The organism is Arthrobacter sp. I3, from assembly GCF_000520575.1.
GTDB classification, from domain to species: domain Bacteria; phylum Actinomycetota; class Actinomycetes; order Actinomycetales; family Micrococcaceae; genus Arthrobacter; species Arthrobacter humicola_A.
The window spans coordinates 108,202-134,993 of the sequence record NZ_KI914938.1 but is presented as its reverse complement, the minus strand read 5'-3'; the positions used below and the strand labels follow the sequence as shown (position 1 = coordinate 134,993).

Genomic DNA, 26,792 nt, shown 5'->3' with positions numbered 1-26,792 from the left:
TTGTGAGTCCCGGCCTTCCGTGATGCCCTGCCGCTGCCGTTGCCGCCGGTGATGATGCGGGTGCCGCGGCGGCTCGCTAGCTTGCGTGTTCCTGAACGCGGGGCGGAACAGTGTCCCACTCCGTTTCGGTGGCACGCATCCAGGGAAAGGGCAGCAGTTCCTTGATCCGGACCTTGCCCACCTCGCCCCCGGCATCGACCAGTACAGACGTCTCGGTTCCGTAAGAACGCAGCAGCTCCCGGCAGAGGCCGCACGGGTTGGTGACTTGGGGGTGTCCCTGCCCGTCCATGCTGACGGCTACCACGGAGTGGATTGCTGGCTCCTGGGCCATGCGGGCATTGGCGAGGGCGCTGGATTCGGCGCACACATTGATGCGCTTGGCGCCAAGGTGCAGTCCGAGATAGATGGCCCCCGATTCACCGCGCATGGCGGCCGCCACCCGGTGGTTCTCGCTGTGGTGGGCGGTGAGCAACAGCGCGCGCGCTGCCTCGTAAAGCTCCACGTCGGAGGCGTCGAGATCAAAGGAGATCACGTTTGCCTGCAAACCGTTTGTGTCCGGGCGACTGGCGTTCATGAGGGTTCCCACTTTCCGTTCCTGCTTACCGCTGTTCTTGCGTGCCTGTGTTCTGGCCTGGCTGTTTTGGTAACTGGCTGTTTTCGTGGCCGGCCGTGGTCGTGGCCGGCCGCGTGCTCTACCGGCCGATGAAGATGCCGTTCTTCTTCCGGGCGAGCAGGTAGAAGACGATGCTGAGCGCCGACAGGACGGCCACGTAAACGGGGAAGATCCAGGAGGCGTTCATGGACTGGAGCCAGACCAGGAGGTAGGAGGCCGTGCCACCGAAGAGGGCGACGCCTAGGCCGTAGCCGAGCGCGGTGCCGGCGCCGCGGCAACCCTTCGGCATCAGGGAGCTGGTGACCACGTTGTACAGCGTCATGTTCAGGACCAGCACAACCGAGCCGCCGAGGAGCACGGCCGCGAAGCCGGCGATGCCGGGCTTGACGTACATCAGCATCAGGAAGACGGACGGAATGGCCAGGGCACGGGTGATCAGGAACCACTTGGACATCGACTTGCCGTCAGCGACCTTGCTGATGATGAGGCTGCCGACAACCAGCACGACGCCGAGGATGGTGGTGAGCGCGAAGACGGCGGTTGCGTCCTCCTTGAAGCCGGTGCGGGCCGCCGTCGGGAGGCCGGTGTTCCAGGCGTAGTTGTAGGCCTGCGCAGCGCCGACGACGAAGGTGATGGCCAGGACGCTGAGCCAGTGCTTGCGCACTCCACCCCAGACGGTCTTGGCGGAGTTGTTCGCCAGTTCTTCCGGCCTCATGGTTTCCGGAAGCGTCCGGCGAAGGTAGACAACGACGAAGCCGAAGGCTGCGCCGACGATGAACGGCACACGCCATCCCCAGTCGGCCATGACGGCCCCACCGAGCATCAGGGACGAGAGGTAGCTGACCAGCGAGGCGAGCAGGATGCCTGCGTTGACGTAGAAGGAGATGATGCCGGCGACAAAGCCCTCGCGTCCTTCGGGGACGAGTTCGACAGCGTGGGCGGTGGACAACGGAGCTTCGACACCGGTGGAGATGCCCTGAACGATGCGGCAGACCAGCAGGATGACGCCGGCCGCGGGGCCAATCTGGTCATAGGTCGGCGACACGGCAATGATCAGGGTGGTGATCGCCATCATCATGATGGACCAGAGCATTACCCGCCGTCGTCCGATCCTGTCGGCGAAGGTGCCGAGCAGGATGCCGCCCAGCGGACGGAACGCGAAGCCGACGGCAAAGACTGCCAGCGCGCTCAGCGTCGCGGCAACGGGGTCCTGCGACGGGAAGAACTTGGGTCCGATGAAGGCCGACAGCAGGCCGAAGACCATCCAGTCGTACCATTCCAGGGTGTTTCCAAGTCCAAGGCCGAGCAGTCCCCGGCGGACTTCCGGAGATAGCCGGGACTTGCGGCCGGTCTCCAGGTCAGTCTTGACGACAGTGTCAGTCATGATTCCTTTTTCCTTCCCCCGCACTTTCGGGGTGCGTGAGGGTACGGATTGCCGGCGGGCACCCCTGTTGGGGTCGCCGGCAATCGAAACTATCGTTTGGCTTGGTCCGCGGGGCGGGACCGGCTCGCCACATGGGAGGCGAGTTAGCCCAGATAGCTACGCATGCCTCTTCGTAGCGCTTGAATGCAAACGGGCCATCCAGCTCGGCAACAAGGAACTGGTCCCTGGTGACCGGCCAACATCGTGCTCTGCGGATGGCTTGGCAGATGTCACGGCAGCTTTGCTTAAGGAAAGGAACGGGTTCGCGGGTCGGATGCACCTTCCGCCAGAAGGCTGTGCACCCTAACCTGTTTGAAGCGTTCCTGCCCAAAGTGTTGCGGCTCACACAACTATATTGAAGATCTTCACAGAGTCAATGGTTTTCGGAGAAGTCCTGTCCGCCCGCGGCAGGCCGGGCCCAGGCCGGATCACAAAGCCCCACGTCAGGCGCAGATTCAGTCCGGAACCGTAAAAATATTCAGCAAAACCTTGATTCGCTAAAAGTTTTCACTATAGTTATGTGTGTTAGCTCACCAAGAGAGAGTCGGAGCATGACCAACGAAATCGTCACGGGACATTCCCCCGCCGGCACAAGCGTCCTTCTTGCCACCGTCGGCAACAAGGTCCGCAACATGCGCAAGGACAAAGGAATGACCCTCGCGAAGCTCTCGGAAGTCACTGGCCTCAGCCCGGCGATCGTCAGCCAGATCGAACGCGGCCTGGCCAATCCCTCTTTCACCACCTTGGCGCAGCTGGCACACGGCCTGGACATTCCGGTGGGGAAGTTCTTCCTCGGACAGGAGGAAACCAGGTCCCCCGTGGTCCGCAAGGCCGAGCGGCGGAACCTCAAGGGCGTCACCAAGAAGTCCGTAGGTGAAGCAGTCTATGAACTGCTCACCCCGGACCTCAACGGTGCGCTGGAGGCCCAATGGATCGTGAGTCCGCCAGGCCACGACACCAGCGCCACTCCTTTCCGGCACAGCGGCGAGGAATTCGGCATCGTGCTCTCCGGCCGGAAGGACATCTTCCTGGACGGCGAGAAGTACACCCTGGAAGAAGGCGACTCGATCACCTTCTCCTCGGATACGCCCCACTGGTACAAGAACAGCTACGAAGAGGTCTGCGTAGCAATCTGGGTTAACGCACCTCACGCGTGGTGATCCGCCGGCCCTAGCCGCCGTCACCCTCTCTCCGGTCCGGACGCCTCTTTTCTATACCGCGGTGTCCGCCGGAACCCCACCAACAGCCCGCACCACGGCCCGCAACGGGCCGCGATGCGTCATACCCTCTGCCGGGTCGATGTCGCGGTCAGCGTTGCCGCGTTACTGCCGGGCACCGTCTTCTACGTCACCGGCACCGTTCCAACGGCACCCGTTCCCACGGCACGCCTCTAACGGCACTTCGGCCGAAACAGTAAGGATCCCCCATGAACCCGTCCACAGCCATGTCGTCGCTGGAACTCAGCACCACCACGGCGGACCTCACCGCCCCTGTCATCTCCCGCTCCGACGTCCTCGTCGTCGGCGGTGGCCCCGCAGGCGTGGCCGCAGCCGTCACCGCGGCCCGCTCGGGCGCCTCTGTCACGCTGCTGGAACGCTACTCCTCCCTGGGCGGCCTCGCCTCCGGCGGCATGGTCCTCGTGCTCGATGACATGATCAACGGCCAGGAAATCACGGTCACCGGCATCGTCTCCGAGTACGTCGAGCGGCTGCAGAAGCTGGGCCTGGCGATCGTCCCGCCGGCCGATGACCGCAAGACCTCCGAGGAACTGTGGAACAAGTGGGGCCGCTACGGCACCTTCGACTTCCACTCCCACACCACCCCCAAACCGGTCTGCTACGCCGCCGCTTTCGACCCGGACGGCTGGAAGCGTGTCTCCAACGACCTCGTCCGCGAGGCCGGCGTCAACCTGCGCCTGCACTCCTGGTTCTCCCGCCCCATCGTGGACAACGGCGTCATGAAGGGCGTCATCTGCGAGACCAAGTCCGGCCCGCAGGCCTTCATGGCCGACATCGTCATCGACACCACCGGCGACATCGACGTCGCCTCCCGGGCCGGCGCCAGCTACGTCAAGGACAGCTACCTCACCACGCTCGTCTTCCGCCTGGGCAACGTGGACACCAACGCCGCGGAGGCCTTCGAACAGGCCAACCCGAAGGAAGCCCGCGCCATCAACCGCAAGATCAAGCGCCTCCTCGGCGGCGCCTGGGAACTGTGGTGGCTCAAGACCCCCATCGACGGCGTCGTCTGGTGCAACGCACCGCACATGACCGGCTTCGACGGCGTCGACCCGGCGGACATGACGGCCGCCGAGTTCGCCGCGCGGGACCGCATCACCGAGGCCGTGGACTATGTCCGCGCCAACCTGCCCGGCTTCGAGAACTGCTACATGCTCGACGTCGCGTCCCAGATGGGCGTGCGCCAGACCCGCCTGCTCGAAGGCGAGTACGTCATGACGAAGGAAGATGTCACTTCCCGCCGCCACTTCGCCGACACCGTGGCCCGCGGCCGCGACTACTACTACCCGTTCCGCTCGCTGCTGCCCAAGGAAGTTGACCAGCTGCTCGTCGCGGGCCGGCACTACTCCGCCACCCCCGAGGCCCAGAAGATGTCCCGCGAGATCCCGCCCTGCATGGCCATGGGCCAGGCAGTCGGCGTCGCCGCCGCGCTGGCGATCCAGAACGGCACCCTCGTCCGCGACGTCTCCGCCCTGGACATCCAGCAGGGCATGCGCCGGCACGGCGCCGACCCGGGCGACGTCCCGTCGTCGAACGCCACCCTTGACGTGGACGCGGTGGTGGGGGCATGAGCACCGTCATCGACGACCTGTTCTCAGGCACAACAGCAGAAGGCACGACGGCGGCAACCGCCGCCGGGACAGAGGCACAGCCGGCTGGCACACCGCTCCCCCTGGATGGCATCAAGATCGTGGACTTCACCCAGGTGTTTATGGGCCCGTCCTGCACCCAGCTGCTGGGCGACTACGGCGCGGACATCATCAAAGTGGAACGCCCCGGCGCCGGGGACATCTCCCGCAACTCGTTCCCGGACAAGGACGGCCAGGACAACCCGATCTTCCTGTCCATCAACCGGAACAAGCGCAGCATCTCGGTGGACACCCGCACCGATGAGGGCAAAGCCGTCCTCCGCCGGCTGCTCGCCGACGCGGACGTCGTGGTCAGCAACTTCCGCTCCGGCGTCATGGAGCGGATGGGCTTCGGCTACGAGGACCTGAAGGAGCAGAACCCGGGCATCATCTGGGCCTCCGGCACCGGATTCGGCCCCGAGGGCCCCTACTCGCACAAGGGCGGCCAGGACGCGATCGCCCAGGCCTACTCCGGTGTCATGTGGCGGCGCGAGTCGGATGACATGAAGCCGGCCATCTACCCCACCACGCTGTGCGACTACATCACGGGCATGCACCTCATGCAGGGCATCCTGCTGGCACTGCGCACCCGCGAGTCCGCCGGCGTCGGGCAGAAGGTGGAGGTGACCATGTACGACTCCATGCTGCACCTGCAGATGCAGGAGGCCTGCATGCAGCTCAACCGCGGCTACGAGGTCAACTGGGGCGCCATGCCGCTTAGCGGCGTCTTTGAAACCACCGACGGCGCCGTCTGCATGGTGGGCGGCTTCACGCCGGACCCGCTGCTGCGCATTTCCGAGGCCCTGGGCCTGGACGAGGACCTCACGCTGCGGCCCGAGTTCGCCAACCTCGAACAGCAGTTCAAGCACAAGCCGGCACTGCAGGCGATCTTCCGCGAGCGCATGGCCACCAACACCACCGAATACTGGACCTCCCGGCTCGAAGACCAGGGGCTGCTCAACGCCCCGGTCCACACCCTGGAGCAGACCCTGGCCGATGCGCAGACACACGCCAACAACATGATCGTCGAGGCCGAACACCCCGGCGTCGGCACCGTGAAGATGCTCAACGCGCCCATCCGGCTCTCCGCCACCCCGCCCACCATCCGCCGGGTGGCCCCGCGCCTCGGCGAACACAACGTTGAGGTGCTGCTGGAGAACGGCTTCGACGCCGAGACCATCGAGCGCCTGCAGCAGCTGGGGGTGCTTCGGTGACCGCCGTTTCAGAGGCCGGGACGACCGCCTCAGTTCCCACCGCCGTTGACCAGGTCACCCTGACCATCGAGAACCACGTCGCCACCGTGGTCATCGACCGCCAGCACGTGCTCAACGCCGTCGACGGCGGCGCGCAGGCCCGGCTCAACGAGATCTGGGACCAGCTCGAAGCCGATCCGGACGTCCGCGCCGTGGTCATCACGGGCGCCGGAACCCGGGCATTCTGCGTCGGCGCGGATATGTCCGCCTCCGCCGTGGACAAGACCGGGCTCGAATACTGGGCGGGCCTGGACCCGAACGGCTTCGGCGGGCTCAGCCTGCGCACCACGCTGGACATCCCGGTGATCGCCCGGGTCAACGGTTACGCGCTCGGCGGCGGCATGGAGATCGTGCTCGGCGCGGACATCGTGATCGCCGCGGACACGGCCCGCTTCGGGCTGACGGAACCGCGCGTGGGGCGTCTGGCGCTCGACGGCGGCATCCACCAGCTGGTGCGCCGGATCCCGTACACCCAGGCAATGGGCATGCTCCTGACCGGGCGGAAGGCCGAGGCCACAGAGATGCAGTCCATGGGCCTGGTCAATGAGGTGGTCCCCGCGGATGAGCTCGACGCCGCGGTACAGCGCTGGGTGGACCAAATCCTCGCCTGCGCCCCCACCTCGGTCCGGGCGGTCAAGCAGATGGTCTCGCAGACCGCGCACCTGACCGCCACCGAGGCCCGCGGCCTCCGGCTCCCCGCCCTCATGGCGGCGCTGGACAGCGAAGACTCCGCCGAGGGCGTCCGCGCCTTCCAGGAGAAGCGCGCCCCGCACTGGCCGGGCCGCTAGCCGTTCCACGGCCCGACATTTAGCCGCTCGAAGAACAACAAGAGCTTAGAAGGAGAAACCAATGCGGGAGTCACTGACACCCGGCGTGTGGGGCGTCGTCGCCACACCGTTCCAGGGCAGCACCCTGGATGTCGACACGGACAGCCTGGCCGGGCTCGTGGGCTACTACGAGTCGATCGGCGCCACGGGCCTCACGGTCCTGGGCGTGTTCGGCGAGGCCGCGGCCCTGACGGCGGCCGAGCGCAGCCTGGTCCTGGAAGTGGTCATGGAGGAAACGCGCCTGCCCCTCGTGGTGGGAGTGACTTCCCTCTTCACCGGCACGGCCGTCGAAGAAATCCGTTCCATCCAGGCCGCCACCGGGGACCGGCTGTCGGCCGTCATGGTCCAGGCCAACTCCGCCAACCCCGGTGTGGTCATCGCGCACCTGAACGCCATCCACCAGTCCACCGGCGCCAACGTCGTACTGCAGGACTACCCGCTGGCCAGCGGCGTCCACATCAGCACCGAGGCGCTCATTGCCGTGGTGCAGGCCTGCGGCTTCGTCACCGCGGTCAAGGCCGAGGCCCCGCCCACCTCCGTGGCGATCGGGCACCTCACCGCAGCCCTCGACGTCTCTGTCTTCGGCGGCCTCGGCGGCCAGGGGCTGCTGGACGAGCTCCTGGCCGGCGCCGCGGGGGCGATGACCGGTTTCTCCTACCCGGAAGCGCTCATCGCCTGCGTGCGGGCCTGGCAGAAAGACGGCTACGAGGCCGCCCGCGATGCCCTGCTGCCCTACCTGCCCCTGATCAACTTCGAGCAGCAGGCGAAAATCGCGCTGGCCATCCGCAAGGAATGCCTGCACCAGCGAGGACTCATCGCCGACGCCGGCGTTCGGGCACCGGCCGCCGCGTTGCCGGAGTTTCTCCGGACCGGGCTGCGCACGCACCTGGCCGAGGCCGCCGAGGCCCTCGGCCCGAACCCGGCCGCCGTGCTGACCACGGCGGGGAGGAACTGATGGATTTCGGAATCAGCGGGAAGACCGCCTTTGTGGCCGCCTCGACCGGCGGCCTGGGCCTCGCCATCGCCCGGGCCCTCGCCGCCGAAGGCGTCCGGGTGGCCATCACCGGCCGGCGCGAAGTCCGCGCCAAGGAGATCGTGGCCGAACTGACGGACGCCCACGGACCGGGCGCCGTCGCCATCGAAGCGGACCTCAGCACCGCCGAGGGCGTGGCCGCCGCCGTCGAACGGACAGTCGCGGAACTCGGGCCCATCGACATCCTGGTCCTCAACGGTCCCGGGCCGAAGCCCGGCGCGGCCGCCACGCTCGGCGCGGACGACATCGCCGCGGCGTTCGAACAACTCGTCAAACCGCACCACGCCCTGGTCTCGCACATCCTGCCGGGCATGCGGGAACGGCGCTGGGGCCGGATCCTGGCCGTCGGGTCGAGCGGCGTCATGGCACCACTGCCGAACCTGGCCGTGTCCAACACCGGCCGCGCGGCGCTGGCCGGCTACCTCAAGACCCTCGCCGCCGAGGTCGCGCTGGACGCCGTCACGGTCAACATGCTCCTTCCCGGACGCATCGCCACGGACCGGGTCGCGGAACTGGACCAGGCCGCCGCCAAACGGCGCGGCACCACGCCTGAGGAAATCCAGCTCGAATCCCGCAAGACCATCCCCGCCCGCCGCTACGGCGAACCCGAGGAATTCGGCGCCGCCGCGGCGTTCCTCTGCAGCGCCCCGGCCTCCTACATCACCGGCGTGGCACTGCGCTGCGACGGCGGCCTGATCCGCGGGCTCTAGCCATAGGCGCTGAACGCTCAGCACACACCCTGCTCCGACTCTCACGAAGGAACACCATGACTTCCACCGACACAGACACCTCAACCGCAACAGCCCGGGACCTCCTCACCGCCCGGCACCTGATCAACGGCGAATGGCTCGGCGGGGCGGACACCGAGCGGATGAACCCGGCCCGCCCGGGCGAGCTCGCCGCCCTCTCCCCCAGCGGCACCGCAGCCGACGTCGACGCCGCCATCACCGCCGCCGCCGCCGCGCAGCCGGCCTGGGCAGCCATGCCCGCCCCGTCGCGCGGCGCCATCCTGATGGCCGCCGGCAACCTGCTCCTGGAGCGCCAGACCGCCATCGCCGAGGACCTCGTCCGTGAAGAGGGCAAGACCCTCGCCGAGGCCAAGGGCGAGGTCAAGCGCGCCTCCGACGTGCTGCGCTTCTTCGGTTCCCTCGGCTGGGCCGCCACCGGCGAGGTGCTGCCCAGCGGCCTGCCGGACACCACCATCACCACCCGCCGCGAGGCTCTCGGCGTCGTCGGGCTCATCACGCCGTGGAACTTCCCTATCGCCATCCCGGCCTGGAAGTCCGCGCCGGCGCTGATCAGCGGCAACGCCGTGGTCATCAAGCCGGCCGAGCTCACCCCGCTCTCCGCCACGCACCTGGCCCGCGCCCTGCAGGACGCCGGGCTGCCCGCCGGCGTGTTCAACGTGGTCCACGGCAAGGGCCGCGTGGTGGGCGACGCCCTGGCCCGCGATCCCCGCATCGCCGGGTTGTCCTTCACCGGCTCCACCAACGTCGGGCTCGGGCTGCAGGAGATCCTCAACGCCCGCCGCGCCCGGGTCCAGCTGGAAATGGGCGGCAAGAACGGCGTGCTGGTCCTGGACGACGCCGATCCCCGCAAGGCCGCCCAGGTGGTGGCGGCCGGCGCGTTCGGCCTCACCGGCCAGGCCTGTACCGCCACGTCCCGCGTCTACGTCACGCCCGGCATCCGCGAGGAATTCCTGGCGGCCCTCACCGAGGAAGCCGCGCAGTACACCGCCGGCGACGGCCTCGAGGCCGCAAAGATGGGCGCCGTGGTGAGCAGCCAGCAGTTCAAACAGAACCAGGCCGCGGTGCGCACCGCCGTCGAACGCGGCGCCACGCTGCTGCACGGAGAGTACGACGGCGGCACTGACGGCGGCTTCCTCTTCCCGGCCGCCATCCTCACGGACCTGCCCTTCGACGATGCCGCCGCGACCGAAGAGATCTTCGGACCCGTCGTGGCCGTCCTCGAGGTCCCGGACTACGAGGCCGGGCTCGCCGCGATCAACGACTCCCGCTACGGCCTGACCGCCGGTATCTGCACCGACTCCCTGGCGTTCTCCTCCGACTTCGCCGCCCGCGCCCAGGCCGGGGTCATCAAGGTCAACCGTCCGACGGCGGGCCTGGACCTGAACGTGCCGTTCGGCGGAGTCAAGGACTCCTCCACCAACACGTTCCGCGAACAGGGGAAGTCCGCGCTGGACTTCTTCACGTGGGGCAAGACCGTCTACACGGGTGTGTAGCCAGCCGTGACGTACGTGATCGCCCAGCCCTGTGTGGACGTCAAGGACAAGGCCTGCATCGACGAATGCCCGGTGGACTGCATCTATGAGGGTGAACGCTCGCTCTACATCCACCCGTCCGAATGCGTGGACTGCGGCGCCTGCGATCCCGTCTGCCCGGTCGAGGCGATCTACTACTCGGACGATGTCCCGGACGAGTGGGCCGACTACGTGCGCGCCAACGTGGAGTTCTTCGAGGAACTGGGGTCGCCGCAGGGCGCCTCAGCCCTCGGAAACCTGCACCGCGACCACCCTGTGGTGGCGCGTGCGCCTCTAGGCGCACGCGCCGTCGGCTGAGCCCGTGACTGAACTGGTTGATGACCGGGGATAGCGTTCCCTACCCCTCCCTTTTCTCCCGTTGGAACGCCCTCACTGCTTCGCTCACTGTTGGGTAGAAATGTTCGGGAGAAAAGCGGGCGCCCATGCCGTACTGCAACAATCTGTCTTTGACCGGGTCTTTGAGCTCGGCGAACACCAGGTCCACGCCGTGCCGGTCCAGCCATTCGTCAAGCTGCACCAACTCGTCCAGTGCAGTCGTGTCGATTCCCGTCACTGGTTCTGCCGCCAGCACCACGCGTTCTGTGCCGTCCGCCGCCTGGTCCAGTTCGTTGCGCACGAAGGACCCCAGCAAGGCTCCGTTGCCGAAGAACAGCGGTGCGTCGAAGCGCAGGATCAACAGGCCGGGGATGCGGTCCCCTTCCGGATGACGGCTCACGTCGTGGTACCCCGGGATCCCGGGCACGTCCACCAGTTCAGCACGGTAGGGGTCCCAGGCCTGCCGTAGGAAGTCCAGAATTGCCAAGCCGATGGCAACGGCGATGCCCGGGAGGACGCCCAGTATGGTCACCCCCAGGAAGGCCGCGAGCATCACCAGCGATTCACTGCGGCTCATGCCGATGAGCCGTCGCACACCGGCCGGATCGGCTATTGCGGCGGCTGCGGCGATGACAATGGCTGCAAGGGTTGTGGCCGGCAGGAACTCGGTGACGCCAGGCGCCACGAGCATGAAGCCGAGCACCAGGACAGCGCCTACGGCCCCCGTGAGCTGGGATTTCGCCCCGGACTCGACTGCCACCGGCGTGCGGGACGTGCTGGCCGACACCGGGAAGCCACCGAGCAGCCCGGTGGCAGCGTTCGCCGCGCCCAGGGCTGCCATTTCACGGTTGCCGGATACCCTGCCGCCCTCTGCGGCCGCCAGGGATTGGGCCAGGGTTCCGGTATCAACGAAGACGATGAGGGCGATCGCGGCGGCGGCGGGCAACAGGGTCAGGACGTCGGCCCAGCCAATTCCGCCCAGGGCCGGTGCAGGGAGCCCCTGCGGGAGGGCACCTGTGACCGCCAAACGCTCTTCGAGTCCCAGCACGGCCACGGCGAGGCAGGACACAACCACCGCAATGAGCACGCCCGGAACCTTCCATTTCAGCCGGCGGGGAACCCAGATGAGCGCCAGCGAGACCAAGCCGAGCAGGAGTGCCGTCAAATTGGTCTCGCCGGCAAGCACCTTCGGCGCGGCGGCGATGAGTTTTTCCCAGGGTGTACCGCCTTCCACGGAGATTCCCAGGAGGGTGGGAAGCTGGGACACGGCCACCAGCAAGGCGATGCCGTTGAGATAGCCGAGCCGGATGGGCTTCGACAGCAGTCCAGTGACGATTCCCAACCTCAGCACTGAGCCGAGCAGCAGGATGCCGCCAATCAGTATGGCGAGGAGACCGGCCAGAGCCACGGATTTCTGCTCGTTATCCGCGGCCAAGGGAATCAAGGCTGCCACGATCATCGGAGCGAGCGCGGAATCCGGGCCCAGCACCAGCACACGCGATGGCCCGACTGCCGCGTAGACAAGCAGGGGCACTACCGTCGCGTACAGGCCGGTCACCGGTGGAAGGCCGGCGGCCTGGGCGTACGCCATGCCAGCGGGGACCAAGATCGCGAAGAGCGCGGCGCCGGCCACCAAGTCGTGGCGCAGCCACTCGATCCTGTAGCCACGCAGGGCCGGCGGGACCGCCCAGAATGCAGTCCTTCCGGATCGGCGCATCTTCTGATCATGTCCCATCACGCCCCTGCTCGCCATTCCATCATCGGGCGACCCCAGCCTTGCGCAGATAACTGTGAGCTGCCGGTTTGACTCTGGTGAATACTGACCCGGATGGGCCGCCAATCAGCTCGATCGCATGGCTGCGATTCACAGGCTAATCGGGCCGATCCGGGTGTCAGTCTTTTTTCAGTTTCTCGGCGAGCATCACGAGGATTCCGCTGGGACCTCGGAGGTAGGTGAGTTTGTAGACGTCACCGTAGGTCGCCACACCGCGTAGCGGACGGCATCCGTGCTTCGCAGCTACCTCAAGAGCCTCGTCGATGTCGTCAACCGAGAAGGCCACGCGGTGCATGCCGATGTCGTTGGGACGGGTTGGGTTCGACTCGATCGCTTGAGGGTGGATGTACTCGAAGAGCTCAAGTCGACCATGACCGTCCGGGGTCTGGAGCATCGCAATCTTGGCGTGGTTGCCATCAAGTCCGACGGCAGTGTCGGTCCACTCGCCGCTGACGGTATCACGGCCGACGACGGTGAGACCGAGGTCGGTGAAAAAGGCGATTGTTGCTTCGAGGTCACGAACCGCAATACCGACGTTTTCAAGTTTGATGGCCATGCGTTGAAGCTACCAAGACGGACCGAATAGCTCCAGTGCCGGGCCGGGACTATATGGATGGTCGAATGCTTTGAGCCCGCTGCGCCGGTTGCCCGCGATCTCGGAATGTCGCAGGCAACGTCGAATCCATACCCGTGACTTATGGCTCTGGTCGACTGATGTCTGCCTGAGGAGCATCACAAGCATTAGGACTGTGCCTGGCTGGGGGCATTCTCCTGCCCTGACTGCACTCCCGACCTGCAAGAAGGACCCTCATGCCGATGGTCTGGATCCGCGCAAAATCCCGCCGGCTCACGGCCGCAATCCTCGCCGTCGTGCTTACGGCCGCCCTCGGCGGCTGCGTCCCCGGGCCGAAACCGCCGGCGCCGGTGTCGCCCGATTCCGGCTACCGGGCCGTGCTCGAACAGTTCGGCAGGAGATTGCTCGACGACGGCGCCCCGGCCGTCCTCATCCAGGTCCGCGTCGGCGGGGACGAGTGGTCCGCGGCCTACGGGGTCCGAAACCTGAACAGCCCGTCCCGGGCCGAGATAACGGACCCGGTGCACATCGGCGGCGTCACCAAGTCCATGGTGGCCGTCTGCGTGCTCAAACTGGCCGAGGAGGGCCGGCTGGAACTGGATGCGCCGGTCAGCACCTACCTGCCGGAGTTCAACAAGGTGATGCACCCGCCGGGACCGGTCACCGTCCGCCAGCTGCTGCAGCACCGCTCCGGCATGCCGTCGGTGGACGGGCCGTTGTTCGATCCGGCCACGGTGCGCGAAGCCCTGACCACCAAGGTGAGCCTGGCGGATCTGCTGGCCATGGCGGGGCGGATCTCCTGGCAGGCGAAGCTGGCCCAGGGATTTGAATACTCCAACTCGAACTACATTGCCCTGGCGCTGATCGTCGAGCGCCTCAGCGGCCGGCGGATCGGCGAGGTGATCAGCACCGACATCATCGAGCCGCTGGGCTTGAGCGAGACCTTGATGACGGCGGCCGGGCCGGCGCCGTCGTCCATGGTCCACGGCTACATCGCGCTGGACCGCAAACAACTGGACGTCACCTATCCGGCCGCCCAGATCGACAACGCCGCCGGCGGCATGGTGTCCTCCGTGGCGGACGTGAATACGTTCTACCGGGCGCTGCTGCAGAACAAGCTGCTCAAGCCGGCCACGATCACGCAAATGGAGAGCCCGCTCTACGCCAGGTACGGGCTCGGCGTGGTCCGCTGGAACGATTTGTGCACCAACGACTTCTACTACGGCCATCCCGGCGACGTGCCCGGCTACGGTACCATCACCATGACCAGCGCGGACGGAACCCGGCAGCTCACCATGGCCGTGGCCTACCCGCCGGAACCGCTCCCACGCGGGGACACCCACATTCTGCACCAGATGGAGTCCATCGCGGAGGACACCCTCAACGCCACGTGCATGACCGGGCCGACCGGGCCGCTCAACAATGCCGCAGGCAGTCCGGGCACTGCGACAATGGGCAGATGACAGCAATCATCCTCGTCTGGGACCCCGACGAATGGAACGATTGGACCTACCCGGCTGTGCTGGAAGAGGTCGCCGAAACAGGCCGGCACCTGGCCAGCTGGGACGTCGGGACGTCTCTCGACAGCGACGCCGGAAACGCCGCCGGCACGGACGCGTGGCTGGTGCTCCAGGGCCGCCACGGACGCGGCCTGATCGGCCACGGCATCATCGTCTCAGAACGGCCGGCTCCCCGCGCCCAGGCACCGGACTCCGCGAGCGCCGCACAGGCCGGCGCACAGCCCGGCGCACAGTCCCCATCCCCGCTCTACCTCCAGGTGGACTTCGACGCCCTCCTGCCCGCCGGCGACCAGATCCCGGCCGGGGTCCTCGCCGAGGCCGTGCCCGGCATCGACTGGGAAGCAGTTCATGGTCCCGCGCTGGCCGTCGACCCCGCCGTCGAACCCCTGCTCCGCGGCCTCTGGGGTGAGTTTGGCCCGGTGCCGGCTGACCCCACCCAGCCCGTGCCCGGCACCGTCCCGGCGGCGGCGGTCACCCGGGTCGAAGTAAACAAGTACGAACACAGTCCGGACGCCCGGCGGGTCTGCGTCGCCCACCACGGGACCAGCTGCGCCGCGTGCGGATTCTCGTTTGAAATCGCCTACGGCGAGATCGGCAAGGACTTCATCCCGGTCCACCACCTGGTCCCGGCATCACAGCTGGGCAGCGCGTATGAACTGGACCCCATCACAGACCTCGTCCCGCTCTGCGCCAACTGCCACGCCATGGCGCACCACGGGGTACGGACCCCGCGCAGCGTCGCGGAGCTGCGCCGGATCATGGCCGCCGCCGGGTTCCTGACCGGACAGTCCGTGACCCCGGAGCAGCTCCAGGCCCAGCAGGACGCCCGGCGGATCCTGGAACAGCACTAACAGCCCTAACAGCCGCGACAGCAGTAGCCGGCTCAGGCGGACCACACCTCGCGGAACTTGCCGCTGCGGTCCGGCCGGGGCGGCTCATCGCTAAACCGGACGTCGACGCCGGCGGCGCCCTGGGCCGCGAAGAACACACCCAGGCGCTCCCCCACCGCCGTCCGCACGGGCGCCGTCGCGGCCTCCGGCCAGAGCTCGAGCCGCACGGTGAGCGAGCGCGGCCCGGTGCGGATCGCCTGGAACCGGCGGACCCCGGCGGTCTCCTCGATCACCGTGCCCAGCGCCAACGGCAGCACGGTGACCACTTTGCCGGCCGGCACTGCACCGTCCGACCTTGCCCCTTCCAACTTTGTCCCTTCCAACATGGCCCCGCCCAACGTTGCCCTGTCGGCGGCAGCGAAGCTCAGCACGTCGCCGCTGCGGCCCTCGACCCGCAGTGTGGGGAACGGGCTGCCACAGGCGCATGGGCCGGCAGCCAGCTGCACCCGGTCGCCCAGGTTGTACCGGATGAGCGGCTGGACCCGGTTGGCCAGGTTGGTGACCAGCACCGTGTGGGAGAGTTCGCCGGGCGGGACGGGCCGGAAGGCGTCGTCCACCGGCTCCACGATGTTCCAGTCCGCGTTGACGTGCAGCAGCCCCTGCCGGCAGCGGCTGGTCAGGGCGAGCGCCTCGGAGGCAAGGTATCGCTCAGTAACCCGGCAGCCGAGGGCCGCCTCGATCTCGGCCGCGGCGTGGGCTGCCAGGCTCTCCCCGGACGCGACCGCCAGGAGCGGATGAATCCGTAGCCGTCCCGCCTTCTGTTCGGCGGCCAGTTGCACCATGGCGCTCGGATACCCGTAAAGCACAGTCGGCTGGAAGTCGTTGAGGTCCGCCACGAGGTCCGGGAGCGGCCGGAGCACGGAGAATACGCGCACCCGGCGGGCGATGCGGGGGCTGCGCCGCCGCGCGGATTCGGTCAGCACGACGCCGGCAAAGTGGTCCCCGTCCGCGATCAGCGCCGCGGCCCGCAGCCCCCGGTGCAGGAAAGCCCGCGCCCCCTTGGCCGCCATCAGGGTCCGCCGTTCGCGGATCGGGCCCAGGAGACTGGCCACCAACTGCGAGGTCGGGTCATGGACCAGGACCGCGGGTTCACCGGTGGACCCCGACGTCGTCACCACGAGGTACTGTCCGCGGTAGAGGCCGCCGATCCGCGACGGGTCATCGAGCAAGTCTTGCTTCAGCCCGGCGAGCGTGATGTGGGGATCGGTCACCCAGTCATCGAAGTTCTCCATGAGCTCGCGTTTGCCCACCGGAGGCAGCTCCCCTAAATACCTGCCCAGGTCCTGGACCCGGTCCGTGCCGGTGTCCGAGACCCTGTCCGCGACCATGTCCGGGACGTCCCGGTACAGCCTGCGGTAGAAGGGCGAGGAGGACCGTGCGCACTCAACCAGCGCGGCGAGCCGGTCGCGCTGCCGGCGGTCGATCTCATCCTGGCTTGCCCGACCGGCCCGCCAGATGTCCCACGCGATCCCGGCCGTCCGTGTCATCCCGAGGGGAGAGCCACGCATCACCCATCACCCCTTCGCGGGTCCGGCGCGCCTGGCATCCGCCGTTCCACCACCGCCCACCCTGCAGGCTCGTCCACGCCCGCACCCTCTCCCACGCTGGCACGGCGGCGAAGGCTCCCAACAGGGGCTTTAGGCACCGGCTCGCCTGCCTAAATGCCCAAATGCTGGACTTCCCGGCGGGGAGCACCACAGACTGTGTACAACAGCTGGCTGGGCGGCGTGGGAATTCCTGCCTCCAGGCCGGCCGGGGACTACCAGCAGCATCGTTTGGGGCTTTGCTTAATATCTTTTCCACCGCCGTGAAAGGACCTGGTTATGCCGGACTTGTCATTTTTGTATCCGCTCATTTCGATCATCCTGGGGGCGGTCGCCGTCGTCGGCGTCATTTGGGTGGCAACAAAACTGATGTGGAAGGTGGCGGAACCGAACGAGGCCCTCATTATCTCCGGCCTGACGCGCGGCACGCTGGAAACCCGTGAAGGGATGGACTTCAAGATCGTCACGGGCAAGGGGGCCCTGGTGCTGCCGGGCCTGCAGACGGTGCGGCCGCTGTCCCTGACGCTGAACGAAACCGAACTCAAGGTCTCCTGCGTCACCTCCCAGGGCATCCAGGTGATTGTCGACGGCGTGGTCATCTACAAAATCGGCGATGCCCCGCCGTTCATTGCCAACGCCGCGCGGCGGTTCCTGGGCCAGCAGCCCAAGATGGAAAGCCAGGTGTACAACGTCTTCGAAGGCCACCTGCGCTCGATCATCGGCAGCATGACGGTCGAGGAAATCATCCGCGAGCGCGACAAGCTGGCCTCCCAGGTCCGCAGCGCCAGCGGCGTCGAAATGGAGAAGCTGGGGCTCGTGGTCGATTCCCTGCAGATCAAGGACCTGCAGGATCCCACAGGCTACATCCAGAACATCGCCAAACCGCACATCGCCATGGTCAAGATGGAGGCCCGCATCGCAGAGGCCACCCGGAACCGCGAGGCGGCGGAAAAGGAAGCGGAGGCCGAGGCCTTGATTGCCGACGCCCGGAGCCTGTCCGCGATCCGGCAGTCCGAGGCGCAGGCCAATGCCGAGCGCGCCAAGGCGAACGCGGCCCAGGCCGGGCCGCTGGCCGACGCGACGGCCCGCCAGCAGGTGGTGGTCCAGGAAACCGAGGTGGCAAAGCTCGAGGCCGACCGGGAGGAACAGAAACTGCAGACCACCGTTCGCAAGCCCGCCGACGCCAGGGCGTACGCCAAGCGCACCGACGCGGAAGGCCAGAAATCCGCGGACATCAGCGCGGCCGAGGCGCTGGCCCGGCGCACCGAGCTCGAGGCCCAGGCCAACGCCCGGCGGACCGAAGTGCAGGCGCAGGCGAACGCGACGGCGGCAGCATCAGCGGCAGGGGCCACCAAGGTCACCGGCGAAGCCGAGGCCGCCGCCACGAAGGCCCGCGGCGATGCCGCCGCCTCCGCCATCAAGGCCAAGGCACTGGCCGAGGCAGAGGGCATCAAGGCCCGCGCCGAAGCACTGGGCACCAACCAGGACGCCGTCATCTCCCAGCAGCTCGCCGAGAACATGCCGGCGATCGTGGCGGCGGCGGCCGAACCGTTCGCGCACGTCGGCCAGATGACCGTCCTCAACGGCGGCGAAGGGGTCAACCGGATGATCGGCGGTATTTTGGCACAGGTGGGCGACTACCTCCCGGCGCTCTCCACCGCCCTCAAAAACACCCGGGATGGCGGGAAACGGCCCGCGAAGGCGCCTGAGGCGTAGGGGCGGGAATGCGCGCGGGGAACCGGAGGATCTGATGTACTGGGATGCTGATGTGCTGGGGTTCTGATGCATAAGGATGTTGACCGGAGCCTGACCGGAAAGATCGGCCGCGTCACCGGACGGATCGGTCCGGGCACCATCGGCGAGGTCATGCTGCCGGTCCGCGGCGGAACCAGTGCGTTCCACGCGCACCCGTTCGACAAGACCAGCGTTTTCGCCGTGGGCGAGCAGGTCCTGGTCATCTATTTTGAGCCGCCGCAGACGGTGTTTGTGGACGAACTTCCGGATGTCCTCAAGGCCGATTGACCCTCTGGACGGTAGGAGGCGACGGGCGTATTCTGAAGTTCCGTAGCCTCTGGAGGTATTTCTGATGGAAGGCAACAAGCGTGCGCGTTGCGGTCCGGTTTCCGGCATCCGTGCCCGCTTCCCGGTCGGCAACTGGCCCGACCCGCTGTAGCTCGACTTTCGTCATGCCGTCCGGCACCGCTGCTTGGTGGGGTTTGCGCCGTGGACGCATGGCCGCGCTGGACTGCGCCCACGTGGGGGCGCCCGACTAGTTCCCGGCAACCGCCCGCCTTTCTGCGCGCCCTGTGGCGTTCCCTCCTGAGTTCGCCCGCCTGGTTCCCTCCTGAGTTCGCCCGCCTGTTCACCCACTCTTCCCCTCCCGGCCACGCCTGCTCCCCCGCGCCGCAAACCGCCGCCCGCACCGTGGAGGGGTGAGGATCGCAATCGTCGCCGAATCATTCCTGCCGCTCATGAACGGGGTCACCCACTCCATCCTGCGCGTGCTGGAGCATCTGCAGGAGCGCGGGGACGAGGTGCTGGTGATCGCGCCGTCCACGCAGGACACGGATGTACCGGACGAGGTCTGTGGCGCCCACGTCCTCCGGCTCCCCTCGGTCCCGCTGGCCGGCTACGCGAATCTGCGGGTGGCGATGGGCGGTGTGTATCGGGTCAAGCGAATCCTTGCCGACTACGCGCCCGACGTCGTGCACCTCGCGTCCCCGTTCGTGCTCGGCTGGCGGGCAGCGCAGGCCGCCCACCAGCTCGGCATCCCCACGGTCGCCATCTACCAGACCGAGGTCCCCGGCTATGCGGGCCGCTACGGCGTCCCCTTCCTGGAGAACTGGGCCTGGAGCCGGGTGGACCAGATCCACCTGCTGGCCTCGCGCACCCTGGTCCCTTCCACGTTCGCGCTCAACCAGCTCCGCGGCCGCGGCATTCCGCGCGTGGACATGTGGCGGCGCGGCGTGGACACGCAGCGGTTCAACCCAGCGAAGCGCGACGCCGGCTGGCGGGCTTCCGTGGCGCCCGGCGGCGAGCGCCTCATCGGCTACGTGGGCCGGCTGGCGGCGGAGAAGCAGGTGGAGGATCTGGCGGTGCTGGCGGATGTTCCCGGGACGCGGCTGGTGATCGTCGGTGACGGGCCCCAGCGGGCCGCCCTGGAGGCTGCGCTGCCGCAGGCGGTCTTCACCGGTTTCCTCGGCGGCGACCACCTCGCCCGGGCGGTGGCGTCCTTTGATCTCTTCGTCCATCCCGGCGAGTTCGAGACATTTTGCCAGACCATCCAGGAGGCCATGGCGTCCGGGGTGCCGGTGGTGGCCACGGGCCGCGGCGGCCCGCTGGACCTCGTGGAGAACTCGCGGACCGGCTGGCTGTACGAGCCCGGCGACCTCGCCGGGTTCCGTGCCCGGGTGATGGACCTGATGGGCGACGACGCCAAGCGCCGAGCGTTCGCCGCGGCCGCGCACGCCTCGGTCCAGGGCCGGACGTGGTCCGTGCTCGGCGCCGAACTCGTTCGCCACTACAAGGCCGTGATCGGCGAGTCCCAGGTGGGCCGCTCCCCCCGCGTTGCCCTATCGCTTAGGGCTGCCAAACCGGGGTTTTAAGCAACCTAGGTGATAGCGCAACGGGGCGGTTGGTTCTCCGCCACGGGCTCGGATCCGGCCCCGCCCACGTGTTGACACCCTCTTGACACCCAAGGGAGGCTTCCGGCGCCTATGATTTCCCGATGGGAGGGTTCTAAATGTCTCGTTGGTGGTCTCAGGTTCGCACGGCGGTAGCCGGGTGACGGCGTCGTCGTACCCGGAGGAAGCCCCCGGCACAGTCCCAACGACAGTCCCCCAGGAAGTATCCGCCGCGGTCCCGGGCTACGGGGACCTGGTGGAATCCAGCCCCGATGCGCTGCTGGTGGTGGCCGAGGACGGGACCATCAGGATGGTCAACACCGCCGCGGAGCGCATGTTCGGGTACGCCCGCGGGGAACTCGTGGGCTCGGACCACCGCATGCTCCTGGCCGAGGGGTTCCGGAACGGCCTCGAGCGGCTGTTCTTCAACCTCCGCCGCGGCGCCCACCCCGACGGCGACGCCGCTGCCGCCGGAACTGACACTGACACTGCCCCCGTGGAGGCTTACGGGGTGCGGCGGGACGGTACGGAGTTCCAGGCCGAGGTGGCCGGATCTATTTTCTTCACCGGTACAGGCGCCCGGGACGGGTCTGGTAAAGGAACCGCGAGCATGATCGCCGCGGTCCGGGACACCTCGCACCGGCCGGAGAACGATGACAGCCTCCGCGAGGCCATGTCGCTGCTGAGCGCGACGCTCGAATCCACCGCCGACGGCATCCTCGTGGTCAGCAGCGACGGCGAGATCGCCGGCGTCAACAATCAGTTCGTCACCATGTGGGGCATCCCTCGGGAGATGCTGGCCACCGGGGAGGACGAGGCGGTCATGGCCTACGTCCTGGACCAGTTGCGGGATCCGGCCCAGTTCGTCGAGAAGGTCGAGGCCCTCTACGCCGATCCCGCGGCGGAAAGCCACGACATCCTGGAATTCCGCGACGGCCGGACCTTTGAACGCTATTCCCGCCCGCAGAAAGTCGCGGACCAGGTGGTCGGACGGGTGTGGAGCTTCCGGGATGTGACCGCGGCCAAGGTGGCCCAGGACCGGATCACCCGTGCCATGGCAGACCTCGCCGCACAGTCCGCACAGCTGAAAGCGCTGGCCTTCCGGGACGGATTGACCGGGCTGTCCAACCGCCAGCTGTTCAACGACCGCCTCGCCAGCGCCCTGGCGGACCAGCACGGCGGCGCCGTCGACGTCCTGCTCCTGGACCTGGACGACTTCAAGGAAGTCAACGACATCCTTGGCCACCACGCCGGGGACCAGATGCTCATTGAGGTCGGCCGGCGGCTGCGCGCGTGCGTGCGCCCGAGCGACATCGTGGCCCGGCTGGGCGGCGACGAGTTCGTGGTGCTCCTGCTCGACTCGCTGGAGCCCGAGGCGGTCGCAGCCCGGATCGTCGACTCGCTGCGCGTCCCGGTGTGGATCGACGGCACCATGCTGCGGCCCAGCCTCAGCCTGGGGCTCGCCTCGATCGGCGAGGCCGCCGTGGACGCCTCCGAGCTCCTGCGCCGTGCCGACGTCGCAATGTACGCCGCGAAGACCGCCGGGAAGAACCGGTACATGCGCTTCAAGCCGGAAATGATGAAGGCCCTCGTGGACCGCAACGACCTCGAGGCCGGCCTGCGGCGCGCCGTGGACAGCGGACAGATCGCCGTCCACTACCAGCCGATCGTCTCCGCCGGCAGCGGGACCGTGACAAAGGTCGAGGCTCTGGCCCGCTGGGTGCGCGACGGCGCGCTCGTCCCGCCCAAGCATTTCATTCCGGCGGCGGAACGCAGCGGCCTCATTGTCGAGATCGGCACCGAAGTGTTGCTGCGCGGCTGCACGGAGCTCAAACCCTGGCTGGACGAGGACTCCACCCGGTCCCTGGCCGTGAACGTCTCCGGTGTCCAGCTGCAGCACGGGGACTTCGCCGAGCTGGTCATGGCCGTCACGGAATCCTGTGGCGTGGACCCGCGCCAGCTGATCCTGGAGGTCACGGAGAGCGTCTTCTTCGAAGACGACTGCCACGTCATCCAGCAGCTCATGACCCTGCGCGCGGCCGGCGCCCACGTGGCGCTGGACGACTTCGGCACCGGCTTCTCCTCCCTGGGACGCCTGCAGGGCCTGCCCGTGGACACACTGAAGATCGACCAGTCGTTTGTGTCCATGATCAACAACGGCACCGAGCAGCTGCCCATCCTGAACGCCATGATCGGGATGGCCCACGGACTGGGACTGACCGTCACCGCGGAGGGCGTGGAAACGGCCGCCCAGGCCCGCTACCTAATGAGTCTGCACTGCGATTCCCTGCAGGGTTTCCTGTTTTCGGGCCCCCAGCCGGAGGCCACGCTCCAGCCCGCGCTGGACCGGGCTGCCCTGGCCATCGCCGCGCTGCGGGGCGATCGGGTGCCCGGCAACCGGTGACCCGCAAAGTTCCGTGGCCGATGTGCTGGACACGGGACCGGTGGACCCTATGATTCAGTGAAACGCATTGCTCCGGGCACCTCGGCCGGGAACATCATCGCTCTATGAACTTCCGTCGCTTGGGGGCCGGTATCGTCGTGGGAACTGGATTTGGTGAAGACCTGCTGGAACAGGGTCCTGATGCGTTTCTGCTGCTGACCGCGGACGGGACCATCGCCTTCGTGAATTCGGCCGCGGAACGGCTGTTCGGCTACCCCCGCGAGGAACTCCTCGGCGTTCAGCACACCATCCTGCTCTCGGAGGAAGCCCACAGCGGCTTCCTGCGGGTCTTCGGCCGGCTGGGACGCAAAAGCCCGGCCGGAAGCCGTCCGTTCGCGGCCGCCGGACTGCACCGCGACGGTTCGGACCTCGCCTTGGAGATCACGTGCTCGCTGGTGAGTGTCGACGGCGGCACGGCCATGGCGGTCGCCGTCCGCGACGCCGAGCACCGCAACGACCCCGATTCCGGCCGGCGGCTGGCCCTCTCCCTCGTGGACGCCACGCTGGAATCGACGTCGGACGGTATCGTCGTGCTCTCCAGCGAAGGCCAAATCACCGGGATCAACGACCAGTTTCTGTTGCTGTGGGGTATGCCGCCGGAACTGATCGCGGCCGAGGACCCCGACGCGCTGGCGCGGTTCATCGCAGACCAGCTGGTGGATCCCGACTCCTTCCTGCAAAAGGTTGCAGCGCTCTACGCGGACAACCTGATGCAGAGCCACGACATCCTCGAGTTCGCCGACGGCCGCACAGTGGAGCTGTACTCGCGCCCGCAGAAGGTGGCGGACGCGATCGTGGGACGGATCTGGAACTTCCGGGACATCACCTCACGCCGGCGCGCCCAGGACCAGGCCCGCCGCGCCATGGACGAACTGGCCGAGCAGGCCGGCAAGCTCAAGGAACTCGCGTTTCAGGACCCGCTCACCGGGCTGGCCAACCGGATGCTCTTCAACGAACGGGCCGCCGCGGCGCTGCTGACCCCGGAACCGGTGCACGTGCTGCTCCTGGACCTGGACGACTTCAAGGAAGTCAACGACGTCCTCGGCCACCATGCCGGGGACGAGATGCTGGTCGAAATTTCCCGCCGGCTCCAGAACTGCGTGGGTCCGCACGGCACCGTCGCCCGGCTGGGCGGGGACGAGTTCGTGGTCCTGCTGGTCGGCTGCCGGGACGCCGACGGCGTGGCCCAGCGTGTGGTCAGCACCCTGAACGCCCCGGTCTCCATCGAGGGAACCCTCATGCGGCCCGGCCTGAGCCTGGGCGTGGCGTCGCGCGACGCGGGCACCGAGACGTCGTCGGAACTGCTCCGGCAGGCGGACTTGGCCATGTACGCGGCCAAGGAGGCCGGGAAGAACTGCTATGTGCACTTCCGGCCCGAGATGCTGGCCGCGCTGCTGGAGCGCACCCAGCTCACGGCCGGGCTGCGGCGGGCGGTGGAGCTGGGGCAAATCACGGTCCATTACCAGCCCGTCATCTCCAGCGACCGGCTCGAGGTGGTGCAGTTCGAGGCCCTGGCCCGCTGGGAATGGGACGGCGAACTGATCCCGCCGGACGAATTCATCGAGACCGCCGAACGCAGCGGCCTGATCCGCGAAATCGGTGCCGAGGTGCTCAGACGCAGCTGCACCGAGCTCGCCGAGTGGCTCGCGGAGGACCCGTTCCGAAGCCTGGCCGTCAACGTCTCCGGCGTGCAGCTGCAGCACCGGGACTTCGCCGAGCGCGTCCTGGACATTGCGGCGTGGAGCGGCGTGGACCCGTGCCAGCTGGTCCTGGAGGTGACCGAGAGCGTGTTCTTCGACGCCCATTCCCACGTGATCGGCCAGCTCGAGACCCTGCGCGAGGCCGGCATCCGGGTTGCCCTGGACGACTTCGGGACCGGCTATTCCTCGCTGGGCCGCCTGCAGGACCTGCCGGTGGATGTGGTGAAGATCGACAAGTCCTTTGTGTCCATGCTGCAGACCGGCGTCGAAAAGCTGCCCATCCTCACCTCCATGATCCACATGGCCCGAAGCCTGGGGCTGAAGGTCACGGCCGAGGGCATCGAGACACCGGCCCAGGCACGCTACCTCATGGACCACGGCTGCGATGCCCTGCAGGGCTTCCTCTTCTCCCGCCCGGAACCCGGGGCGGCCAGGCACAACGCCATCCGGAACTCCGCGGCGGCCATCGCCGACCTCGAGGGCGTGCCGCTGCCCGGGTAGCAGGGCTGGTACCGGCGCAGCCGGCGCGTTCGACACATTTGGTGGCGGCATGATGGCCATCACGTCCGGGGAGCCCGCACCGCATATGATTCAGTCAGCGCAGTGCGCCCTGCTTTCCGCAAGGTGCCCGCTATCCGTATTCTTCGCCGGGGGGCTGTTAGACATCGTGGAAGCTGGTTTCGCACAACAACTGCTGGAGTACAGCCCGGACGCACTTTTGCTAGTCGCCCAGGACGGAGCCATTTCCTTCCTCAACGCGGCCGCGGAACGGCTCTTCGGCTACCCCCGGGCGCAACTGCTCGGCGCGGACCACAGCATGCTCCTGGCCGAGGCCTCGCGGGAGGAATTCCACGGCGTCCTGGCCGGGCTGGCCAAGGCCGCAAGCCCCGGCTCCCCGTCCGCCGGCTCCCCGTTCGCAGGCTTCCCGTTCGCGGGCTCGGGCCGCCGCGCCGACGGCACGGAACTCCCGGTCGAGATCACGTGCTCGCTGGTCCCCGCCGCGGCCGGAGCGGCCGACGCCGGGACGTCCGTGGCCCTCTCGATCCGCGGCGCCGCAGGCCGGAGCCCGGGCGCCGGCAGCGCTGGGCGCACCCTCAGCGGCGACTTTGCCCGCCGTCGTACTTCGGGTGCGGCGGGAGCTTCCCTTTCCGGAGGTCCGGCGGCTGCCGCTCCTGCGGCGTTTGCCGAGCACGACGACGAACTCAAGGCGGGCTCGCTCCGCGACCCCTTGACGGCGCTGCCCAACGGCCCCCTCTTCAACGAGCGGCTCGCCGCGGCCCTGCGCCGCCCGGATCCGGTGGACATCCTGCTGCTGAACCTCGATGACTTCAAGCACCTCAATGACGTGCTGGGACGCTCCGCGGCCGATGAACTGCTGGTGGAGGTGGCATCCAGGCTGCGCAACTGCGTCCGCCCGCATGACACGGTGGCCCGGCTCGGCGGCGACGAGTTCGCGGTGCTGCTCACCGAATGCCTCAACGCGGACGCGGTGGCCAAACGGATCGCCGAGTCCCTCTACGCCCCCCTGCGCGTGGGCGGCTCCATGGTCCGGCCCGGCGTCAGCATGGGCCTGGCGTCGAAGTCGGGGCAGACGCTGGACGGCGCGGAACTGCTGCGGCAGGCCTTCCCTTTCCGGAGGTCCGGCGGCTGCCGCTCCTGCGGCGTTTGCCGAGCACGACGACGAACTCAAGGCGGGCTCGCTCCGCGACCCCTTGACGGCGCTGCCCAACGGCCCCCTCTTCAACGAGCGGCTCGCCGCGGCCCTGCGCCGCCCGGATCCGGTGGACATCCTGCTGCTGAACCTCGATGACTTCAAGCACCTCAATGACGTGCTGGGACGCTCCGCGGCCGATGAACTGCTGGTGGAGGTGGCATCCAGGCTGCGCAACTGCGTCCGCCCGCATGACACGGTGGCCCGGCTCGGCGGCGACGAGTTCGCGGTGCTGCTCACCGAATGCCTCAACGCGGACGCGGTGGCCAAACGGATCGCCGAGTCCCTCTACGCCCCCCTGCGCGTGGGCGGCTCCATGGTCCGGCCCGGCGTCAGCATGGGCCTGGCGTCGAAGTCGGGGCAGACGCTGGACGGCGCGGAACTGCTGCGGCAGGCCGACGC

General features: G+C 67.9%; 22 protein-coding genes. 17 read left to right on the top strand and 5 right to left on the bottom strand.

The window, feature by feature from the left end:
• Nucleotides 1-76: 76 nt before the first annotated feature.
• Together Y706_RS0115405 and Y706_RS0115400 are read right to left on the bottom strand one after the other, a co-directional pair.
• Complete coding sequence (locus tag Y706_RS0115405) at nucleotides 77-586, bottom strand: cytidine/deoxycytidylate deaminase family protein (protein ID WP_028277303.1); 510 nt, start codon at nucleotides 584-586, stop codon at nucleotides 77-79.
• Between the two features lie 106 nt (nucleotides 587-692).
• Nucleotides 693-1,997 carry an MFS transporter gene (locus tag Y706_RS0115400; RefSeq protein WP_028277302.1) on the bottom strand — a complete coding sequence of 435 codons (1,305 nt, stop codon included), beginning with the start codon at nucleotides 1,995-1,997 and terminating at the stop codon, nucleotides 693-695.
• A 590-nt stretch (nucleotides 1,998-2,587) separates the two neighbouring features.
• On the opposite strand from Y706_RS0115400, the gene Y706_RS0115395 reads away from it, so the two are divergent.
• The 8 genes from Y706_RS0115395 to fdxA all read left to right on the top strand — a co-directional run bounded on the left by Y706_RS0115395 (nucleotide 2,588) and on the right by fdxA (nucleotide 10,593).
• Complete coding sequence (locus tag Y706_RS0115395) at nucleotides 2,588-3,196, top strand: helix-turn-helix domain-containing protein (protein ID WP_028277301.1); 609 nt, start codon at nucleotides 2,588-2,590, stop codon at nucleotides 3,194-3,196.
• Between the two features lie 266 nt (nucleotides 3,197-3,462).
• Nucleotides 3,463-4,845: an FAD-dependent oxidoreductase gene (locus tag Y706_RS0115390; protein WP_028277300.1), complete on the top strand. Its 1,383-nt coding sequence runs from the start codon at nucleotides 3,463-3,465 to the stop codon at nucleotides 4,843-4,845.
• Complete coding sequence (locus Y706_RS0115385) at nucleotides 4,842-6,116, top strand: CaiB/BaiF CoA transferase family protein (RefSeq protein ID WP_028277299.1); 1,275 nt, start codon at nucleotides 4,842-4,844, stop codon at nucleotides 6,114-6,116. The genes Y706_RS0115390 and Y706_RS0115385 overlap by 4 nt, the downstream gene beginning before the upstream one ends.
• A complete protein-coding gene (locus tag Y706_RS0115380) occupies nucleotides 6,113-6,943 on the top strand; it encodes an enoyl-CoA hydratase-related protein (RefSeq protein WP_028277298.1) in 831 nt (276 codons plus the stop codon). Before Y706_RS0115385 ends, Y706_RS0115380 begins: the two co-directional genes overlap by 4 nt.
• Before the next feature lie 61 nt (nucleotides 6,944-7,004).
• Nucleotides 7,005-7,937 (top strand): dihydrodipicolinate synthase family protein, encoded by a 933-nt coding sequence (locus Y706_RS0115375; protein WP_028277297.1) that lies wholly within the window; start codon nucleotides 7,005-7,007, stop codon nucleotides 7,935-7,937.
• Nucleotides 7,937-8,725 (top strand): SDR family oxidoreductase, encoded by a 789-nt coding sequence (locus Y706_RS0115370; RefSeq protein ID WP_028277296.1) that lies wholly within the window; start codon nucleotides 7,937-7,939, stop codon nucleotides 8,723-8,725. The genes Y706_RS0115375 and Y706_RS0115370 overlap by 1 nt, the downstream gene beginning before the upstream one ends.
• Before the next feature lie 56 nt (nucleotides 8,726-8,781).
• Nucleotides 8,782-10,257 carry an aldehyde dehydrogenase family protein gene (locus Y706_RS0115365; RefSeq protein ID WP_028277295.1) on the top strand — a complete coding sequence of 492 codons (1,476 nt, stop codon included), beginning with the start codon at nucleotides 8,782-8,784 and terminating at the stop codon, nucleotides 10,255-10,257.
• A gap of 6 nt (nucleotides 10,258-10,263) precedes the next feature.
• On the top strand, nucleotides 10,264-10,593 hold the full coding sequence (gene fdxA / locus Y706_RS0115360) for a ferredoxin (protein ID WP_028277294.1): 330 nt from the start codon (nucleotides 10,264-10,266) through the stop codon (nucleotides 10,591-10,593).
• 40 nt (nucleotides 10,594-10,633) lie between these two features.
• Here fdxA and Y706_RS0115355 read toward each other — a convergent pair whose 3' ends face one another.
• A complete protein-coding gene (locus Y706_RS0115355; RefSeq protein ID WP_028277293.1) occupies nucleotides 10,634-12,328 on the bottom strand; it encodes a SulP family inorganic anion transporter in 1,695 nt (564 codons plus the stop codon).
• Nucleotides 12,329-12,503: 175 nt separating this feature from the next.
• Nucleotides 12,504-12,941: a VOC family protein gene (locus Y706_RS0115350; RefSeq protein WP_028277292.1), complete on the bottom strand. Its 438-nt coding sequence runs from the start codon at nucleotides 12,939-12,941 to the stop codon at nucleotides 12,504-12,506.
• A 254-nt stretch (nucleotides 12,942-13,195) separates the two neighbouring features.
• On the opposite strand from Y706_RS0115350, the gene Y706_RS0115345 reads away from it, so the two are divergent.
• Nucleotides 13,196-14,422: a serine hydrolase domain-containing protein gene (locus Y706_RS0115345; RefSeq protein ID WP_028277291.1), complete on the top strand. Its 1,227-nt coding sequence runs from the start codon at nucleotides 13,196-13,198 to the stop codon at nucleotides 14,420-14,422.
• Nucleotides 14,419-15,330, top strand: a complete 912-nt coding sequence (locus Y706_RS0115340; protein WP_028277290.1) for an HNH endonuclease — start codon at nucleotides 14,419-14,421, stop codon at nucleotides 15,328-15,330. The genes Y706_RS0115345 and Y706_RS0115340 overlap by 4 nt, the downstream gene beginning before the upstream one ends.
• Nucleotides 15,331-15,362: 32 nt before the next feature.
• On the opposite strand, the gene Y706_RS0115335 is transcribed toward Y706_RS0115340, so the two are convergent.
• The gene (locus Y706_RS0115335) at nucleotides 15,363-16,856 is read right to left on the bottom strand and encodes a phenylacetate--CoA ligase family protein (RefSeq protein ID WP_028277289.1); all 1,494 of its coding nucleotides are present in this window, start codon (nucleotides 16,854-16,856) and stop codon (nucleotides 15,363-15,365) included.
• Nucleotides 16,857-17,192: 336 nt separating this feature from the next.
• On the opposite strand from Y706_RS0115335, the gene Y706_RS0115330 reads away from it, so the two are divergent.
• The 7 genes from Y706_RS0115330 to Y706_RS25735 all read left to right on the top strand — a co-directional run.
• The gene (locus Y706_RS0115330; RefSeq protein WP_028277288.1) at nucleotides 17,193-18,629 is read left to right on the top strand and encodes a flotillin family protein; all 1,437 of its coding nucleotides are present in this window, start codon (nucleotides 17,193-17,195) and stop codon (nucleotides 18,627-18,629) included.
• Between the two features lie 66 nt (nucleotides 18,630-18,695).
• A complete protein-coding gene (locus Y706_RS0115325; protein WP_143264731.1) occupies nucleotides 18,696-18,935 on the top strand; it encodes a hypothetical protein in 240 nt (79 codons plus the stop codon).
• Nucleotides 18,936-19,345: 410 nt separating this feature from the next.
• On the top strand, nucleotides 19,346-20,518 hold the full coding sequence (locus Y706_RS0115315; RefSeq protein WP_028277286.1) for a glycosyltransferase family 4 protein: 1,173 nt from the start codon (nucleotides 19,346-19,348) through the stop codon (nucleotides 20,516-20,518).
• 148 nt (nucleotides 20,519-20,666) lie between these two features.
• Complete coding sequence (locus Y706_RS0115310) at nucleotides 20,667-22,940, top strand: putative bifunctional diguanylate cyclase/phosphodiesterase (RefSeq protein ID WP_253906806.1); 2,274 nt, start codon at nucleotides 20,667-20,669, stop codon at nucleotides 22,938-22,940.
• A 104-nt stretch (nucleotides 22,941-23,044) separates the two neighbouring features.
• Entirely contained in the window at nucleotides 23,045-25,180 is a 2,136-nt protein-coding gene (locus tag Y706_RS0115305) for a putative bifunctional diguanylate cyclase/phosphodiesterase (protein ID WP_043436246.1), read from the top strand.
• 166 nt (nucleotides 25,181-25,346) lie between these two features.
• Nucleotides 25,347-26,489 carry a sensor domain-containing diguanylate cyclase gene (locus Y706_RS27545; RefSeq protein ID WP_052355083.1) on the top strand — a complete coding sequence of 381 codons (1,143 nt, stop codon included), beginning with the start codon at nucleotides 25,347-25,349 and terminating at the stop codon, nucleotides 26,487-26,489.
• Nucleotides 26,392-26,792 (top strand): diguanylate cyclase domain-containing protein (locus Y706_RS25735; protein ID WP_156945165.1); only part of this gene is annotated, 401 nt, incomplete at its 3' end. The genes Y706_RS27545 and Y706_RS25735, both read left to right, overlap by 98 nt.

Excerpts from the sequence above, each read along its gene's own strand:
- Y706_RS0115340 (WP_028277290.1), top strand. The coding sequence starts at position 14,419 with ATGACAGCAATCATCCTCGTCTGGGACCCCGACGAATGGAACGATTGG.
- Y706_RS0115390 (WP_028277300.1), top strand. The coding sequence starts at position 3,463 with ATGAACCCGTCCACAGCCATGTCGTCGCTGGAACTCAGCACCACCACG.
- Y706_RS0115355 (WP_028277293.1), bottom strand. The coding sequence starts at position 12,328 with ATGCGCCGATCCGGAAGGACTGCATTCTGGGCGGTCCCGCCGGCCCTG.
- Y706_RS0115395 (WP_028277301.1), top strand. The coding sequence starts at position 2,588 with ATGACCAACGAAATCGTCACGGGACATTCCCCCGCCGGCACAAGCGTC.
- Y706_RS0115350 (WP_028277292.1), bottom strand. The coding sequence starts at position 12,941 with ATGGCCATCAAACTTGAAAACGTCGGTATTGCGGTTCGTGACCTCGAA.
- Y706_RS0115345 (WP_028277291.1), top strand. The coding sequence starts at position 13,196 with ATGCCGATGGTCTGGATCCGCGCAAAATCCCGCCGGCTCACGGCCGCA.
- Y706_RS0115370 (WP_028277296.1), top strand. The coding sequence starts at position 7,937 with ATGGATTTCGGAATCAGCGGGAAGACCGCCTTTGTGGCCGCCTCGACC.
- Y706_RS0115305 (WP_043436246.1), top strand. The coding sequence starts at position 23,045 with ATGAACTTCCGTCGCTTGGGGGCCGGTATCGTCGTGGGAACTGGATTT.
- Y706_RS0115375 (WP_028277297.1), top strand. The coding sequence starts at position 7,005 with ATGCGGGAGTCACTGACACCCGGCGTGTGGGGCGTCGTCGCCACACCG.
- Y706_RS0115400 (WP_028277302.1), bottom strand. The coding sequence starts at position 1,997 with ATGACTGACACTGTCGTCAAGACTGACCTGGAGACCGGCCGCAAGTCC.
- Y706_RS0115330 (WP_028277288.1), top strand. The coding sequence starts at position 17,193 with ATGCCGGACTTGTCATTTTTGTATCCGCTCATTTCGATCATCCTGGGG.
- Y706_RS0115385 (WP_028277299.1), top strand. The coding sequence starts at position 4,842 with ATGAGCACCGTCATCGACGACCTGTTCTCAGGCACAACAGCAGAAGGC.
- Y706_RS0115365 (WP_028277295.1), top strand. The coding sequence starts at position 8,782 with ATGACTTCCACCGACACAGACACCTCAACCGCAACAGCCCGGGACCTC.
- Y706_RS0115325 (WP_143264731.1), top strand. The coding sequence starts at position 18,696 with ATGCATAAGGATGTTGACCGGAGCCTGACCGGAAAGATCGGCCGCGTC.
- Y706_RS0115335 (WP_028277289.1), bottom strand. The coding sequence starts at position 16,856 with ATGACACGGACGGCCGGGATCGCGTGGGACATCTGGCGGGCCGGTCGG.